Source organism: Gammaproteobacteria bacterium (genome assembly GCA_015709615.1).
Classification (GTDB): domain Bacteria; phylum Pseudomonadota; class Gammaproteobacteria; order Burkholderiales; family Nitrosomonadaceae; genus Nitrosomonas.
In genome coordinates this window covers 218419-234466 of record CP054179.1, presented here as the reverse complement: position 1 = coordinate 234466, position 16048 = coordinate 218419, and the positions used below count along the sequence as shown (strand labels likewise).

Sequence of the window (16048 nt, the reverse complement as noted above, 5' to 3'; positions counted from 1 at the left end):
GCAGATCAAAACTCAAGCGGGTCGATATCCAGCACCCAACGGACCTTTTGGCCGGGTAATGTTATAAGCTTAGCATACCAACCGGTCAGGAAAATTTGCAAGTGCTTGCGAGATGCGGATTGCACCAGCACATGACCGCGCTCCAGACCTTTTAATCGCACCATGTGTGCTGGAACTGGATCGAATAATTCGATGGTTCCAAGCGATTGGGCAAGTTGCTTTGCCTGGTTGAGAAAATCCAGGACAATCCGGATATCGTGTGCTTCCGCTCGCAGCAATGCTTGATAGACATACGGTGGAAATCCGGCAATTTTTCTTTCCGCCAGCAGAGTTTGCGCCAGCGCATCGTAATCGTGCTGCCGTAACGACTGGTATAGCGGGTGCTCGGGAAATTCGGTTTGAATCAGCACATGCCCGGCGACATTCGCACGCCCAGCGCGCCCGGCGACTTGCATTAGCTGTGCAAACAACCGCTCGCTGGCGCGGAAATCGGTGCTGTAGAGCGCATTGTCGGCGTTCAGAATACCGACCAAGGCGAGATTAGGAAAATCATGCCCCTTGGCGAGTAGTTGTGTGCCGATCAGAATGTCGACTTGCTGCGTTTGGATGGCGTGCAAAATTTCCTGCCATGCATGTTTACGGCGCGTGCTGTCGCGATCGATGCGCAAAATCCGCGCGGATGGAAAATGCGCAGCCAATGTTTCTTCGACACGTTGCGTGCCTTGGCCGAACGGTGTGATATCTTGATTACCGCACTGCGGACAAGCACGTGGGAACTGTACTTGATGACCGCAATGGTGGCAGCTCAATTTTTTATCGCGCAAATGCACGACCAGGCGGCTGGAGCAACGCTGACAAGCAGCGCTCCAGCCGCAGGATTTACATAGTAACACCGGTGCATAACCGCGCCGGTTAAGAAAAATGAGGCTCTGATGCTTTTCTTGCAAGCATTGATCCAATGCTTGCAGTAGCGGTTGCGATAAACCATCCTGAGTTTTGTTGATGCGCGTATCGATGCAGCGGATCGAGGGCAGGGCGGCATTTTGCACCGCACGGCTTAGCAGGCGCACATGCCGGTAACGGCCGGTGAGCGCATGGTGATAGCTTTCCAGCGACGGCGTGGCGGAACCTAACACCACCGGGATGTTGGCTTGCTTGCCGCGGAAAATCGCCAAATCGCGTGCGGAATAGCGCAAGCCGTCCTGTTGCTTGAATGAGCTGTCCTGTTCCTCATCGACGATGATTAACCCAAGGCCGGGTAAGGGTGTAAAAACAGCCAAACGCGTGCCTAATATGATTTTGGCCTCGCCGCGTTGAGCCTGAAGCCAACCGATTAAGCGTTCGGTGTCGTTGAGTCCGCTATGCAGACTCACCACAGGAATGGCGGGAAAGCGGTTGCGGAAAACCGCTTCCAGTTGTGGTGTCAAACTGATTTCAGGGATTAACACCAGCGTCTGTTTGTCTTGTGTCAGCATCGGCTCAATGATTCTGAGATAAACCTCGGTTTTGCCGCTGCCGGTTACGCCGTGCAGCAGCCAGGTATCAAATTGCCAGTTGCTGGAGGTAATCGCATCGACGGCGACCGCTTGTTCGGAAGTCAATGTGGGGATTTTTGCGGTGCCGGTAACTCGTGCAGTGGAAATGGGCTGCGCCGTTATCCATCCGAGTCGGATCCATTCCGGTAGCAATTTATTCGCGCGCGGTGAAATTTGCTTTACTTGCGAGGCGGTCAACGCAGCGGTGTGCTGAAACGCGTTCAATAAGTTTCGTGCCACGCGGCTGCGTGCCGGAATGCTGGATAAATCAATACTGGTTCCTGCCGCCGTCAGGACATAACGATCATCATGCGGATTTCTTTTTAAACTGACCGCCTTGTTGTTGCGCAATTTGACGGGTAGACCGTTCATGATCACCATGCCTAGCGGATGATGATAATACTGGCTGCAGAAATGAAATAAATTCAGCAACGCGACCGGTAGCGGTTTTATTTCTCTGAAAATGCAATGAACCGGTTTAAGCTTTTCCGCGGCAATCTGCGTTTCAGCGCCAACAGCGACGATGACACCGGTTAATTTCTTTTTCCCAAACGGTACGCATGCGCGCGCACCGATATCATGTTCATTGGCATCGTCAGCCTGATAGTCAAATAGCGTATCGACCGGAACACTGAGCGCGACGCGGATGACCGGCATAAGCGCTGAGAGAGAGAGAAAGAATCAATCCACGCGGCTCACCGGAATTTCAAATAATCCGGCGGACCGCTTGGAAGATCATGAGTCGAGGAGATTATTTTGAAATGCGGTAAAGGGTGACGGATTGTTCACCGGGTTTGTCCAATTTGGCGGTACTACCGTCAGAATTAATGGAAAAACCAATACCGCCCTCGACATCGGAGAAACCGGCACAACCGTTGGTATTGTAGGTATAGCTCGATAAATTCAACTTGCTGCTGCCTTTGTCATAGGCGTAGGAAGCGAATTCAATCCCGGGCTTTGCACATTTTGCTTGATCTTCACGTTGCGTGGCACCGGTCGGATCGATCATCATAAATTTACCGTTGGGGAAGAAAACCAAAGTTTGTGTTTTGATCGCTTCATTGTCATAGGCCCATGCGCCGGTAATACCGTTGGCATCGTTATCGATTTTTGAATAACGCGATTCTTTCACTTCTTTTTCGGCGACTTCGTTTTCATCGCTCAACTGAATGGGTTTGGCGATATGGAAAAGTTCGCCGAATACGCTGCCTTGTTCACGCGCCCTTTGCACGGTAACAATGTCGGAATTGATCAATTCAAAGCCATCGGTGCGCACGCGTCGAGTAGGGCCGGGATTGGAGAAACCGGCTTTTAGATTGGTATCGACGCTGGGTGTACTGACCAGCTTGAAGCCTCGGTTATCGAAGTCGGTTGCTTTGGCAACGCCGTATTCAACACCGGCCTGAAAGACGGTTTTTCCGCCGCAGACCCGGTTCTCGTCGCAAGAATCATCCGGTCTTGCATCGCCTTGCAAGTACTCTCCGCTGCTGTCGGCGGCTACCCGCAGTACGCTGGCAGTTTGATTGGTGTAACTGACCCAGACTTGTGCGCTAAGCAATGCAACGCCTTGTGACAGGAAGTGATTGCGGGCTTCTTCGAGTGTTCTGATTTCACCTTGGATGCCGCTGGCAGACATGATGTCTTTTAAACCGGCAGATTCGGCAAATGATTCCGGATTGCTATCCAAATTAATCGATCCTTTAACAGCCGCGGCGGTTTCACGCGAAATCGCGATACCGTTGGAAAGGTCGCTGTCGGAATCCAATGATTGCAGTAAGACCAGCAGATTTTGCAGTTTATTGTTGTTGTCACCGGCCAATTCAATCGGTGTCACAATTTGTGAACCCTGAATATTGCCCAGTGTCAAACTGCCCAATTTAAATTCAATTTTGTCACCATGATTGAAATTAAAATTGCCTTTCTCGTCAGTGGTGCCTGATTTTCCGGAAGTTGCCGCAAATGCTACGCCGGAAACGGGAGAATCGACTAAAATGCCGGTAGCCGGGCCTGTCGGTGTGTTTCTTTTAGCAGTGGCTGCTGCTGACGAAGCGGATGAAGCGGATGAGGTTTCGGATGCTTTTTCACTGCTGCTGTCGCAGGCGGCTAGACCGACAACAAATACTGTGGATAATATGGATATCCATGAATTTTTTCCTAACGGCTGTTTAGATTTCATTAAGGGCTCTCTTTTTGATTAATAATTCAATCTTGTACAATTTACTTTTTTGTTTGCGTAAGATATCAAGGGTGGCTGATATTTTACTATCAAGATTGCTATTATAGCCAAGCATTCGTTTTTTCGTTCCCGACTTGCTTAAATAGGTTTTAAATTTTTGTCTTTTCGTGTATTTTCGCCGCTAATTTTTTCTTTGGGAGATATAAAGTTTTATATGTCTAACATGGCTGAGATTTCACAACTGGCGGAGATGTCGACACAGCTTCCCGTCAACTGGTACTTGGATCCCAAAATTCTTGAAGTTGAGAAGCGTATTTTGTTTGATCACGGACCCGGCTACGTGGGGCATGAAGTGATGGTGCCGAATGTGGGTGACTATTATGTACCGGAATGGATGAATAATGCCAAGGTGCTGATGCGTAACGAACAAGGCATCGAATTGCTGTCCAATGTCTGTCGTCATCGTCAAGCGCTTTTACTGTCAGGCAGAAACAACACCAAAAGTATCGTATGTCCAATTCATCGCTGGACGTATGCGTTGAATGGCAAGTTACTGGGTGCGCCGCATTTCGACCAGAATCCCTGTTTGAATCTGAGCAAAACGGCCCTGCAAAACTGGAATGGTTTACTGTTTAGTGGTGAACGCGATGTTGCCAACGACATGGCCAATCTGAACGTGCTGCATGATTTCAATTTCTCCGGCTACCAGTTCGAGCGCGTGCAAATCGATCACTATCACTGCAACTGGAAAACTTTCATCGAGGTGTATCTGGAAGATTATCACGTTGATCCATTTCATCCCGGTTTGAGCCATTTCGTCGACACTAAAAAGCTCGACTGGCAACTCGGTGATTGGTATAGCGTGCAGACGGTTGCGATCGATAGCGCGCGCTTGCAAAAGCCCGGTACCTCGGTGTATGCCAAATGGCACGAGCAAGTGCTGCAGCAAACCAATGGCGAGATGCCGCCGCATGGTGCGATCTGGTTGCTCTATTATCCCAATGTCATGCTGGAATGGTATCCGCACACCCTCATCATCAGTACGATACTGCCGACCGGTGTTGAGAGCTGCACGAATGTGGTTGAATTCTATTATCCGGAGGAAATCGCATTATTTGAACGCGATTTTGTTGAAGCCGAACAGGCGGCATATAAAGAAACTGCGCTCGAAGATGATGAGATTTGCCGCTTAATGACCGCGGGACGACGGGCTCTCTATGAGCAGGGTTTGAATGAGACCGGACCGTACCAAATGCCGATGGAAGAGGGCATGAAGCACTTCCATCAATTCCTGCAGCGCGAAATAGGTCCGTATACCCGGTAACATCGCGCGTCTCCGTAATTCTGATTTTCTAGGAAACAGATAAGTGCGTTCATTGTGGATGCTGGTAGCGGCTTTTATGTTTGCTTGCATGGGTGTCCTGGTTAAGTTTGGCGCTGTTTATTTTTCCAGTACGGAATTGGTATTTTATCGCTCGTTGTTCGGAGTCTGGATGACTTACCTGATCATCCGCTATTATGGGCTTCCGGTAGCAACAGCACATTGGCGAGTTCATTGCTGGCGCGGCATCAGCGGTTTGGTCAGTCTGTTGATGTTTTTTTATTGCTTGACGGAATTACCTTTGGCTGCCGCGATTTCGTTGAATTACACCTGGCCGCTTTTTGTCGCTCTGCTTTCCACGTTAATTCTCAAAGAGAATATACATTGGCCGTTAATTTGCGCGATTCTTGTCGGTTTCGTCGGCGTCATTTTGCTGTTACGGCCGACACTGCCGGAGGATCATTGGATGGCAGGTTTATTGGGGATTGCTTCCGGCTTTTTCGCCGCGATTGCATACATCAATGTTAAACAATTGGGTAATCTCGGTGAATCGGAGTGGCACGTGGTGTTTTACTTTACGCTGATCAGTACGCTGGCTACCGGTTTGTGGTTACTATTCACGACATTTAGTCCAATAACCTGGCATGGTTTGTTATTGCTGCTCGGTACTGGCATAACGGCGACTTTGGCGCAGCTTGCGATGACGCGCGCCTATCACAAAGGCGCTACACTGGTTGTGACGTCGCTGGGTTATAGCACGGTATTGTTTGCCAGTTTGTGGGGCATTGTGTTGTGGAATGAGTTATTGTCTCCTATCGCTTGGTCCGGCATGGGATTGATCGTTCTGGGCGGATTGCTGAGCGGTATTTTAGGTATCAAGCTGGCACCCGCTGTTGCGCAAAAGTAACTTTGTAATCTGCTGAGAAGCGGCAAAATTTGCACCGTTCTGCTTAATTCCCTATGATGGGCTTGTTATCATTTGAGGTGAAACCATGATTACGATTCAAAAGAAAGACAATCTCATTATTGTCGCGATTATCGGCGAATTCACGCTTGCTGATTATAATGAATTCGAGCAGCAAGTGCTTTATCAGTCTCATTTTGGCGGTGTGGCGAATCTTTTGTTCGATTGGCGCGATATGCTGGATTACACCGTTGATGTGGCATGGGAGGAAATCAAATTCATGCGCGATCATGGCAGCGAATTCAATCGGGTGGCGGTTGTTACCGACGATGAATGGCAAGCCTGGGGGGCGTGGGTTTCCAATTTGTTCATCAACGCCAATGTAACGGTATTTCACGATTATGAAGACGCGGAAAAATGGGCCTCGGAGGGCGAACCGTCCCGGTAATCCGCCGATTTACAAAAATATAATAAAACCGGCCGGATTGGTTGCGGCGTGGCGCGCCGCATATGATGCGCGATCGGTTTTTTATTGCTCCTAAATTTTTAATCAGGCAGAAAAATAAATGGATGATATTGTTTTTGCCCGGGTGCTGCATGTGCTGGGTGTTGTGCTGTGGATCGGCGGGGTGGCAATGGTGACTTTTGTGCTGTTGCCGAATTTGGCGCGCATGCAATCAGCTACAGATGCCATGGCGTTTTTTTCCCGTTTCCGCCAACGCTTTGCTGCGCAAGCGCGTATTTATACATTGCTGGTCGGTTTGAGCGGTTTTTATATGGTGTATGCATTGAACGTCTGGCAGCGGTTCATGCAGTGGCAATACTGGTGGATGCATACGATGGTTTTGATTTGGTTATTGTTCAGTGTGATGCTGTTTGTCATGGAACCGCGCAGCCGCCGGCAAGCCGGCACATCAACGCAAACCGGTGTATCACCGGAAACGTTTGTCAGAATCCAGCGTAAACACCTATTTTTACTGATACTTAGTTTGCTAACCATCGCCGGTGCAGTAGCGGGAAGCCATGGCTGGTTGATCACCGGGAGTTGAACGTGAGTTACGCATTGTTGAAAATGATTCATGTCAGTAGCGTGATTTTGAGTTATTCACTGTTTTTTCTACGCGGTATCTGGTTGATGCGCGACTCGGATAGTTTGCGCCAACGCTGGGTCAAGGTTTTGCCGCATGTCATCGACACCGTTTTGCTGACCAGCGCCATTCTGCTTGCGATAGCCATTCAGCAAAACCCGCTGCAAAACTCCTGGCTAACCGCCAAAGTTGCCGGTTTGTTGGTGTATATCGGTCTCGGTATGGTGGCGATGCGTTTCGGTAAAAACCGTCAAGTAAAAATCACTGCTTGGGTAGCTGCACAGTGTGTATTTGTCTATATCGTATTGGTTGCGATCACTAAAAGCCCGTTATTAGGCATCGGCTAAAATCTGTCACGTTGCTTCATCCGGTATCATTGATCATCAGCAATGGATTTCTCGACTTTATGCTTTGAAAAAGCCGGTATCCATCAGGCGCAAGCAATCAGCGATTTGATCAATTTAACATATCGCGGGTCCATAGGTTGGACAACGGAAGCCGCGATCATTCAAGGCGATCGAACCAACCGGCAGGAAATCGAAGCCGCCATGTTGAATCCGGCCGGGCATTTTTTTGTCGTTAACCGGCTCTCCGCACTCGCCGCATGCATTTACATTGCAGCGGAAAATGATCGGGCATACATCGGTTTTTTCTCAGTTCATCCCAGTTTGCAAGGACAAGGATTCGGAAGCTATATGCTCGAACAGGCCGAAATGTTCGCCCGTGACTCCTTGCAGGCACAAACATTTGTTTTATTCGTAATATCGCAGCGACCTGAATTGATCGCTTTTTATCAGCGCAGAGGGTATCGCGGCACGGGACGGATAGAGGTTTTTCCTTCATATCTCGGTGTACCGAAAATTGCCGGATTGACAATTGAATATCTTGAAAAAAGCGCTTTGCTTTGTTGATGTTAATCTCTTGATTACAGAAAAATTGTCATCGAATTTATTTTCTCATCACACACTTTTTTTCCATCTCAGTATAGTCCTTTTGCGTAGGATAATTCTTAATCTAAGTTATAATAACATTACTGTTAATAATTGTTTTAGTTCACATTTTTTTCACAGAAAATACGATTTTTCTTGACGTTTTTTTTACAATTACCATGTTATCGTGATTGCTCCTGCAGTGAATAAGTAACCAAACTTCTATATTAACGAGGGAATTATGCTGATAAAAATATTTTTGGCTATCGCAATGAGTTTAAGCGTTTCATGCTTTGCTCAATCCGGGTCGGATAATTCAAAATCATCCACCGATTCGAAACAACAGGCACAAACTTCACAATCAAGTTCATCGACTAAAAAAGAAAATTCTCAGACGACTGAGGATTCTGAAAAGGATAAAAAACCGTCGATGGTGGACTATTGCAGAAAACATACGTGCTAATCAAATAACAACGATTTGACAATCGGAGATAACCCATGAACAGAAAAGTATTGAGGAATCTGGTTTCAGCAATTTTGACATGCTATGCAACTGCAGCCGTTTCTGCTCCGCACTGGACGCATGAGGAGCAAGCCACGTGGGGCGCTATTCAGGATACGTCGCAAACGGTTGTGCCGCTAAATTATCCGTTTGCTGAATGCAGTATTGGTGCTCATCAATCACCGATCGATTTTGCTGAGGCAAAAATTGATAACAAACGGAAATTGAATGATCTGGAAGTTTGGTACGATGTGGATAAACCGGTATTTTTTAATACTGGCCATGCGGTTCAGGTTAATACTTCAACCAATTATAAAGGTGAGTTAAAAATTGGTGAAGAATCGTTTCCGCTGGTTCAGTTCCATTTTCATGAACCCAGCGAGCACGCAGTCGGCGGAACGAAGTTTCCAGCCGAATTACATTTTGTTCATGTCGGGCAAGATGGAAGACTCATTGTGCTGGGTGTTGCGATCAGAGTCGGAGAGGAAAATGCGACATTTCAGACTATTTTAAATAACATGCCAACCACAGGAGGTGATCAAAACAGCAATACCAGCGGCATCCAGATCGATCCGACAACATTACTGCCGCCGCTTGGCCATAATTCATTTGATTATGTTGCGTTAGCCGGTTCGTTAACAACGCCACCCTGCAGTGAGGGCGTACATTGGTATCTTTTGCTCGATCCCATTACGATATCAGCCGCGCAACTTGATCAGCTGAAGGGATTTTATGCGGGTAACGCCAGAGTGCCACAGAATGTCAATGGGCGGACTGTCTCTTCAACTAAATAATAAACCAAAATTAATCCACACTTTAGCTAAACAGTTTAAGCTAAAGTGTGGTTTTTTAACGTTGTTTCATAAACAGCTATAAACCGATCTAGCCGGTAACCACCTTACCAACAATCAAACGCAAGTACCAGCGCAACAAGATTTCATTTTGCTGTTCGGTGTGAATCGGTCTTCGTCATGCTGCCGCCGAACACTACGCCATGCCTGGGCGCTTACGCATCCGCCGTCATAGCCAAATGGGGGTCTATGACTGGAATCACAAAATCATTCAGTACACTTTATTCTGAGGTCAAAAATTGCTGTTTATGCAGTGACCGGCGATCTTGGCAGCGGTAAATCGCTCATCACGGTCGAACTCTTGCGCGACTATGGCGCGGCTAAAAAGCGCATCGCCACCAATATGAACATCAACCCGCAAAACTTGTGGCCGGACAAAAATGTGCAGTATGGCCTCAAACGTTTGGCTAAAGTAGAGCAAACCATCCAGGAACGTCTCAAGCGCGAAGCGAAGCGCTATAACAAATCTTATCCGGGCGAGCTCGTTCACCTAGATAGCAAGCGGCTTCCATTATTGAAAGGACAGTCTGCCAATAAACCTCGCGAGTACCTGTTTGTGGCCATCGATGATTTCTCCAGGGAATTGTATGCCGATATCTTCCCCGATAAAACTCAATACAGCGCCGCTTGCTTTCTCATCGCTACTGTTGCCCAATGTCCTTATCAAATCGATTGCACTTATTCCGATAACGGCACGGAATTTAAAGGAACTGGCGATCATGCTTTTGTCAAAGCTTGCAGGCAACACGGTATCGGTCAGAAGTTTACTCGTGTCAATCGTCCTCAAACCAACGGGAAAGCTGAGCGCGTGATTCGCACGTTCATGGACATGTGGCACAACAAATTCTGTTTTAAAGACACTGCTGACCGACGTATTCAACTTGTCCGTTTCATTAACTTCTACAATACCGTTAAGCCTCATAAGAGTTTGAATAATGCTACCCCTTATGAAATACTCAACGCTTATTTCAATCAACCTCTCTGTAAACAACCCTGAGATTTCTTACAGTTTTGGCTTCTTTTTCATTTGGATTGTTTGTTTTGTGTTCTTGATTCTTTCCTTTTTCTTGGTTAGGAAGAGTGCTTTGAGAAGTTATACCATCAATGCCACGTAAGTAGCTGAAGAAGCTTACATTGTTATTCTCAGTCTTGTCTGCTGGATCGTCAAATTTCTGAATTTTCTCCAAAATGGAGTACCTCAACATCCAAGCGTAGTAAGTATCCGCTTCGCCGATCAAAGCTATTTGACTGGGCTTATCGGATTCATCAAATTTCAGATCGGTCAGCTTACATTTATCTTTTATATCGTTTTCCTTGCCCTTAAAACGATAGGGGGTCACGCCACGCAACGCCAGTTCGCAAAGCAAGGTATGGGCTACTTTATCTTGGGTGCTGATTGTTCTGACAATGGTCTTGTCGAGCCAATCTAAATTTGCTTTTTCGTAACTCGGATTCCATTTTTGAGTTTTGATCAAGTGATCTTGCGTAGCTGTTGCGGAAGCAGTGTACAGATAGCTGTTACTAAGGTGTTTGTAGTGATTCTTCTCTCGTATCTCAGTGTCTAATCGACTGACTTCCTGGTAGATTTTTTCCAATGTGTCGGAGTTGGACGGTCCAATGATATGAAAATTAATTTCTGGAATAGGTGCATCAGATTTAGTAGAGGATTTTTTATCTATTTCGGATGTTTTTTTATACGCAGTGGTAATGAGAGAATTCAATAAATCGATCATATACAGAGGTTTATCTGCTCTATAGAATGCATCGTTATCCAGCCAAAGCACCAAGACTTTGCCGGGGCGGTCTTTTGCACGTTTTGTCGTTTCTAGATTGTCGAACCACTCGTACGGCATAACGGCAGGCAAATTACAAATATCCGGTGTTTCTTTCTGAGTTTGCCCGGTTTTGTTGATCGTTTTCTTGCAGAATTTAGCGAAATGAATGAATCCGATATGATCGGCATCTTCCGGCACATAGCCCTGCGCTAATAATGCCGATATTGTTGCGTAGCGACTGCGTAATCGCATTTCCCTGTCCTCCGCATAAGGCCCTCCCGGTACCATGACCGCAAGAATTATTACTTCTCCAGACTTATTATCTTCATTGGAAACGGCGGTATTGGCGTTGGCAATTTGACACCCCAGTTCTTGTATGGAGTGAGCTGCTTCCTCACCGTTTTGGTATAGGCCGTCGCGATAACAAACGCGTATCGGATGCTGGGCATTCTCAATCGCTTTCTCAGGGATTGCGGGAAATGGATGTTTTTTGAATTCCGGAGAAACGTCTTTATCAGTTTTTCTTTTACTGTGTTGTTCAGCAATATTCTTGAGCTGCTCAGCTATGTCTTGATACGGTTTTTTATTTTTGCCGATGTGCTCGTTAACAACTTCAAAAGGATCCTGCCATAACCGCGCGCGGATATTTTCGGAAAACCACTGATCCGCATTGATCATCCCGGGGCGGGTTGGATTGAGGATGGTATCCTGGAGAAATAAAAGACCCAGCATAACGGCGATTATGGTGAGTCCTGATGTTACCTGAGGTGATTTCTCATCAGATTTGTTTTGCTCGTTCATGATCTAACTCCTTAATAGTTATCATGCGTTGCATAACTTATCTGCATTATGACAAGTGGGTAATCCCCTGTCTGTGATAATAATCACAGGCTTGAGCGGTGTAAATGGAATGGTATATCGATTAGGGAAGCGCTGATTAATTCGACGAACGTGATGAAGGGCGAGGCACACGGAGCGCAACAACCGAGACATATCAATCAGATAGGCGAGGGGTGAGTGCCGCGCAACGAAGCGATTCGCTCGTGCAGTCAATTAATCAGCGCTTCGTTATGTTTTGGGGGGTGTTTGAAATGTACGCGGCGCTTCTTTATGGCTGAAATGACTCAATGAACTGTCGGCCCCGCTTCGCGGAATATGGCGTCGACCGCCAAGGCATCCAGCCGGTATTCGCGATTGCAAATGTCATCGTGCACGACGACTTCGCCGAATTCTTGCAGAATCGAATCGACTTCTTCCCGGCCGAGTGAACGCAGCATGGCGTAGATTTTGGCGGGATCCTCATGGCAACCGTATTGAATGGTTTGCGCATCGAAGATGCGGATGGTTTCCTGATAAAACAGCCGGGTCAGAATTTCTTCCGCGGTCAAATCGAATAATGCATGATCGTGAACCGTTGCCGCCAGCGCTTCGGCGCGCGGCCAGCCGTCGGGATCCTTTTGATCGGCGGCGGGCAATTTTTGCAGCAGCAAACCGAAAATGGTGTTATCCGTGGTGATCAGGAACAACCGAGAAGGCAATTGTTCCGATTGCCGGAAATAATGTTCGAAGATTTCAGCAATGTTATCGCCATCGAGCGGCACGATGCTTTGGTAACACTCACGCATCGACAGCATATCCAATGTGAGCACCAGCCGGCCGTTCCCGAGCAGATCGGGCACAGTTTGCGCGGTGATATTTTGCTCGCATTTGGCCATGCCGCGGAGATGCAGGGTGTCGGTACAGTCCATGACCAGCATCGAAACCGGGCCGTTGCCGTTCAGTTGAATCGTCAACCGGCCGGTTTGCTTCAGGTTTTCACCCAGCAACAGGGTGATTGCGCTCATCTCTCCCAATAGCCGGGTCACGGCTTGCGGGTAATGGCGTCCGGCCAGCATCGCTTGCCAAACGGAATCCAGATGCACCACGGCGCCGCGGATGTCCAGATTTTCCAGAAGAAAGCGCTGTACGTAATTACTCATGGCAAATTCCTAAGCAGTTTTACAAGAAAACGCCATTATACCTGCATGTGTTGCAGCGCTACCCATGCCTGACCTAACGCAATCGCACTGTCGTCCGGTAATACCTGTTGCCCGCTGAATACATTAAAAGATGTGAAAGCCAACCGGCGGACTAAGCCGTTCCGCAATACGGCGTTGTGAAAACACCCGCCACCCAGCGCTAATCGTGAAATGCCGTGCTGCTTGCCAGCTTGTTCCACCCACGCCGCTAATCCGGCAATCAGCGTCGCGTGGAAAAGCGCGGCGGCTAAATTGGTAGGGTAAGCGGCATCGTGATAATCGGCCATCGCTGCCAATAACAGGGAGAAATCGAGATTGTTATTCGCATCAATGCGGTAGCCATCCGCCATTGCTTCGGTTTCGCCGTAATGCTCGGCCAGTTGTTGCAACTGAATCGCGGCTTGCGCTTCGTGCGATTGCACTGCGCAGATTCCAAGCAAACCGGCGGCGGCGTCGAATAAGCGTCCCATGCTGGAAGTGTGCGGACAATTCACGTTGCTTGTCAGCATCGCAGCTACCGTCGCGGCTGCCGGTTGATCCGGGAAACGCCGGGTAATTTCAGTGCCGCGGTCGAGCCGGGCGAGCGCGGCGGCTGCCATGCGCCAGGGTTCCTGCGCGGCGCGGTCGCCGCCGGGTAAAGCCAGCGGTGTCAAATGACCAAGTCGTTCAAACCGGGCACCATCGACCAACAGCAATTCACCGCCCCACGGTGTGTTATCCGTTCCCAAACCAACGCCATCCAGCGCCAAGCCTAATACCGGTCCGGTCAGTTGATGTTCAGTGCAGACGGCGGCGATATGGGCGTGGTGATGCTGCACTGCAAGCAACGGAATTTGCAGCCGCTCGGCATAGGTTTGCGCAAATTGCGTGCTATAAAAATCCGGGTGCAAATCATGCGTAACGATGGCGGGTTGAATGGAATAATCCCGGCACATGCGCTGCACGGTTTCATCGAACTGATTACGCGCATCCGCCGTCGCCAAATCGCCGATGAGCGGAGAAATATACGCGTGGCTCCCTTGCGTCAGGCAGACGGTATTTTTTAACCAGGCGCCGCAGGCTAAAACGGAAGGGCCGCCGGTGGCCAGGGAAATCTGTGTATCAAGCGGATTAGCCAAGCCGGGAATCGAGCGGTTGCGCTGCGTGAGAGGTTGTAGCGGCGCGATGGCAACCGGCCATGATCCAATCGATCCATTCCGGTATGCCATCGCTTTTCGTGGTGGAAATCTGTATCACGGGCAATCCGGGATGAATGCGCTGCGCATAGGCAATCGCTTGGTTAACGTCGAAAGTCAGATAAGGCAGCAGGTCGCATTTGTTCAGCAACATCAAATCGGCGGCGTGGAACATATCGGGGTACTTCAACGGTTTATCTTCGCCTTCGGTAACCGACAGAATCACCACTTTATGCGCCTCACCCAGATCGAAACCGGAAGGACACACCAGATTGCCGACATTTTCGATGAACAGCAGGCTGTTTTGTTGCAGCAGCAATTGCTGCAGCGCCTGGCCGATCATATGCGCATCCAGATGGCATCCCTTGCCGGTGTTGATTTGTAGCGCAGGAACACCAGTTGCGCGGATGCGCGCGGCATCGTGGTCGGTTTGCTGATCGCCCTCAATTACGGCGACCGGGAAGCGGTCTCGCAGCATTTCGATGGTTTTTACCAGCAAGGTGGTTTTGCCGGAACCCGGACTGGAAACCAGATTGAGTGCGAAGATGCCGCGCTCGGCTAAGTACCGGCGATTCTCGTCCGCGTACTGGTTATTTTTCGCCAGAATATCGCGCTCGATTTTCACCATCCGCGTCTGGCTCATACCGGGTGCATGTGTGCCAGCAATGCCTGCTCCGAAATCGATAGTGTTTGGTATCTGCGGTGCAACCGGGGATGGCGCATAATCATGCTCGTGCGGATGCGTATGATCAGATTGCAACGGGCGGAAACGCAATTGCGCATCCGCGCGCTGCCGTGATTGCACCATTTTGCCATTGATGCGGGTTTGTCCAACACCGCAACCACAAGTCGTACACATAATGACTTCCTTTTATTCCACTTCCAGTTCTCGAATGCGCATTTCATCGCCCTGCGTGATTTGCATCGCATAACTGCCGCAATGCGGGCACGCTTGATGGAGCGCAGCAATCAAAATCGCGCGATGACAATCATCACAAACCGCCCGTCCTGCGATGCCGATAATTTCCAGCTTGGCCTGCCGGGCGATGCTGTCTTCAGTTACCACAGTGAAAAAGAAGCGCAGTGCTTCCTGTTCGACACAAGCCAACTCACCGATTTCCAGCCAAACCGTTTTGGCCCGGCTAAATCGCTGTGCAATCGCGGCGTCCTCGATCTGTTGCAAGATATTTTCGGCGAGCGATAGTTCGTGCATCGATGGCTGGATGTGATGGAGTTAGAAAAAATTAAACGCCACTATAACTAAAAAGCTTCAAATTCAAGGCAAGTTTCTCATGCATGCTGTGCATGCCATTGCTGAATTTTGCGGATTGCCGCCGCCAGATTGTTGTTCGCTTGTGCGCTTAAAGTATCGCCCAGTTCAAAGCGATAACCGCGGATACGCAGTAAAAAAGCTGGTGGCGCCGCGTTTTGCCGGATGTGCCTATAGACGTGCAGCAATGCCGCTGGCGTTAAGGCATGACTGGTATAACTATCGTCTTGTTCCGCGTTCACGACAGAGAATTCGAAAGGCTCCCGGCACGACATATCCGCGTCGGCGAAAATAACCTGATCAAAATCTGTTAAATCGGTAGCATGCTCAATCAACAGCTGCATGTCAACGAGGCAAGTGACGCCTGCTAACTGAAGTTGACTGACGCGCTCCGCCAGCATGGGACCCAAGCCGTCGTCCCCGCGTCCGGGGTTGCCGTAGCCGAATAACAGCAATTTATTCATACTGTGCCTTGCAAAGTGATCTCACAGGGGAATAAATTAG

The 16048-nt window shown here is 48.8% G+C and carries 16 protein-coding genes; 8 read left to right on the top strand and 8 right to left on the bottom strand.

Features of this window, described 5'->3' with window-relative positions; genetic code table 11:
* Positions 1 to 5 precede the first annotated feature (5 nt).
* A complete protein-coding gene (locus HRU77_01215) occupies positions 6 to 2192 on the bottom strand; it encodes a primosomal protein N' (protein QOJ19432.1) in 2187 nt (728 codons plus the stop codon).
* Between the two features lie 94 nt (positions 2193 to 2286).
* Positions 2287 to 3711 (bottom strand): adhesin, encoded by a 1425-nt coding sequence (locus HRU77_01210; protein QOJ19431.1) that lies wholly within the window; start codon positions 3709 to 3711, stop codon positions 2287 to 2289.
* 214 nt (positions 3712 to 3925) lie between these two features.
* Between HRU77_01210 and HRU77_01205 the strand changes: the two genes are divergently transcribed.
* The 8 genes from HRU77_01205 (at position 3926) to HRU77_01170 (ending at position 10303) form a co-directional block, all read left to right on the top strand.
* Entirely contained in the window at positions 3926 to 5035 is a 1110-nt protein-coding gene (locus HRU77_01205; protein ID QOJ19430.1) for an aromatic ring-hydroxylating dioxygenase subunit alpha, read from the top strand.
* Positions 5036 to 5093: 58 nt separating this feature from the next.
* Positions 5094 to 5939 (top strand): DMT family transporter, encoded by an 846-nt coding sequence (locus HRU77_01200; protein ID QOJ22021.1) that lies wholly within the window; start codon positions 5094 to 5096, stop codon positions 5937 to 5939.
* Positions 5940 to 6024: 85 nt separating this feature from the next.
* A complete protein-coding gene (locus HRU77_01195; protein ID QOJ19429.1) occupies positions 6025 to 6384 on the top strand; it encodes an STAS/SEC14 domain-containing protein in 360 nt (119 codons plus the stop codon).
* Between the two features lie 118 nt (positions 6385 to 6502).
* Positions 6503 to 6985 carry a hypothetical protein gene (locus tag HRU77_01190; protein ID QOJ19428.1) on the top strand — a complete coding sequence of 161 codons (483 nt, stop codon included), beginning with the start codon at positions 6503 to 6505 and terminating at the stop codon, positions 6983 to 6985.
* Positions 6986 to 6987: 2 nt separating this feature from the next.
* A complete protein-coding gene (locus HRU77_01185) occupies positions 6988 to 7371 on the top strand; it encodes a SirB2 family protein (GenBank protein ID QOJ19427.1) in 384 nt (127 codons plus the stop codon).
* A 42-nt stretch (positions 7372 to 7413) separates the two neighbouring features.
* On the top strand, positions 7414 to 7935 hold the full coding sequence (locus HRU77_01180) for a GNAT family N-acetyltransferase (protein QOJ19426.1): 522 nt from the start codon (positions 7414 to 7416) through the stop codon (positions 7933 to 7935).
* A gap of 516 nt (positions 7936 to 8451) precedes the next feature.
* Positions 8452 to 9249, top strand: coding sequence for a carbonic anhydrase family protein (locus HRU77_01175; GenBank protein QOJ19425.1), 798 nt, complete (start codon positions 8452 to 8454; stop codon positions 9247 to 9249).
* Positions 9250 to 9730: 481 nt separating this feature from the next.
* Entirely contained in the window at positions 9731 to 10303 is a 573-nt protein-coding gene (locus tag HRU77_01170; GenBank protein QOJ22020.1) for a transposase family protein, read from the top strand.
* On the opposite strand, the gene HRU77_01165 is transcribed toward HRU77_01170, so the two are convergent.
* The 6 genes from HRU77_01165 to HRU77_01140 all read right to left on the bottom strand — a co-directional run bounded on the left by HRU77_01165 (position 10275) and on the right by HRU77_01140 (position 16008).
* A complete protein-coding gene (locus HRU77_01165; GenBank protein QOJ19424.1) occupies positions 10275 to 11882 on the bottom strand; it encodes a hypothetical protein in 1608 nt (535 codons plus the stop codon). The genes HRU77_01170 and HRU77_01165 overlap by 29 nt on opposite strands.
* A gap of 323 nt (positions 11883 to 12205) precedes the next feature.
* A complete protein-coding gene (locus tag HRU77_01160; protein QOJ19423.1) occupies positions 12206 to 13060 on the bottom strand; it encodes an Hsp33 family molecular chaperone HslO in 855 nt (284 codons plus the stop codon).
* A gap of 35 nt (positions 13061 to 13095) precedes the next feature.
* The gene (locus HRU77_01155) at positions 13096 to 14307 is read right to left on the bottom strand and encodes a carbamoyltransferase HypF (protein ID QOJ19422.1); all 1212 of its coding nucleotides are present in this window, start codon (positions 14305 to 14307) and stop codon (positions 13096 to 13098) included.
* Complete coding sequence (gene hypB / locus HRU77_01150) at positions 14210 to 15133, bottom strand: hydrogenase nickel incorporation protein HypB (GenBank protein ID QOJ19421.1); 924 nt, start codon at positions 15131 to 15133, stop codon at positions 14210 to 14212. Before hypB ends, HRU77_01155 begins: the two co-directional genes overlap by 98 nt.
* 12 nt (positions 15134 to 15145) lie before the next feature.
* The gene (hypA, locus tag HRU77_01145; GenBank protein ID QOJ19420.1) at positions 15146 to 15487 is read right to left on the bottom strand and encodes a hydrogenase maturation nickel metallochaperone HypA; all 342 of its coding nucleotides are present in this window, start codon (positions 15485 to 15487) and stop codon (positions 15146 to 15148) included.
* Positions 15488 to 15564: 77 nt separating this feature from the next.
* Positions 15565 to 16008, bottom strand: coding sequence for a hydrogenase maturation protease (locus HRU77_01140; GenBank protein ID QOJ19419.1), 444 nt, complete (start codon positions 16006 to 16008; stop codon positions 15565 to 15567).
* Between the last annotated feature and the right edge of the window lie 40 nt (positions 16009 to 16048).

Excerpts from the sequence above, each read along its gene's own strand:
- HRU77_01215 (QOJ19432.1), bottom strand. The coding sequence starts at position 2,192 with ATGCCGGTCATCCGCGTCGCGCTCAGTGTTCCGGTCGATACGCTATTT.
- HRU77_01210 (QOJ19431.1), bottom strand. The coding sequence starts at position 3,711 with ATGAAATCTAAACAGCCGTTAGGAAAAAATTCATGGATATCCATATTA.
- HRU77_01205 (QOJ19430.1), top strand. The coding sequence starts at position 3,926 with ATGTCTAACATGGCTGAGATTTCACAACTGGCGGAGATGTCGACACAG.
- HRU77_01200 (QOJ22021.1), top strand. The coding sequence starts at position 5,094 with ATGCTGGTAGCGGCTTTTATGTTTGCTTGCATGGGTGTCCTGGTTAAG.
- HRU77_01195 (QOJ19429.1), top strand. The coding sequence starts at position 6,025 with ATGATTACGATTCAAAAGAAAGACAATCTCATTATTGTCGCGATTATC.
- HRU77_01190 (QOJ19428.1), top strand. The coding sequence starts at position 6,503 with ATGGATGATATTGTTTTTGCCCGGGTGCTGCATGTGCTGGGTGTTGTG.
- HRU77_01180 (QOJ19426.1), top strand. The coding sequence starts at position 7,414 with ATGGATTTCTCGACTTTATGCTTTGAAAAAGCCGGTATCCATCAGGCG.
- HRU77_01175 (QOJ19425.1), top strand. The coding sequence starts at position 8,452 with ATGAACAGAAAAGTATTGAGGAATCTGGTTTCAGCAATTTTGACATGC.
- HRU77_01165 (QOJ19424.1), bottom strand. The coding sequence starts at position 11,882 with ATGAACGAGCAAAACAAATCTGATGAGAAATCACCTCAGGTAACATCA.
- HRU77_01160 (QOJ19423.1), bottom strand. The coding sequence starts at position 13,060 with ATGAGTAATTACGTACAGCGCTTTCTTCTGGAAAATCTGGACATCCGC.
- HRU77_01155 (QOJ19422.1), bottom strand. The coding sequence starts at position 14,307 with ATGGCATACCGGAATGGATCGATTGGATCATGGCCGGTTGCCATCGCG.
- hypB (QOJ19421.1), bottom strand. The coding sequence starts at position 15,133 with ATGTGTACGACTTGTGGTTGCGGTGTTGGACAAACCCGCATCAATGGC.
- hypA (QOJ19420.1), bottom strand. The coding sequence starts at position 15,487 with ATGCACGAACTATCGCTCGCCGAAAATATCTTGCAACAGATCGAGGAC.
- HRU77_01140 (QOJ19419.1), bottom strand. The coding sequence starts at position 16,008 with ATGAATAAATTGCTGTTATTCGGCTACGGCAACCCCGGACGCGGGGAC.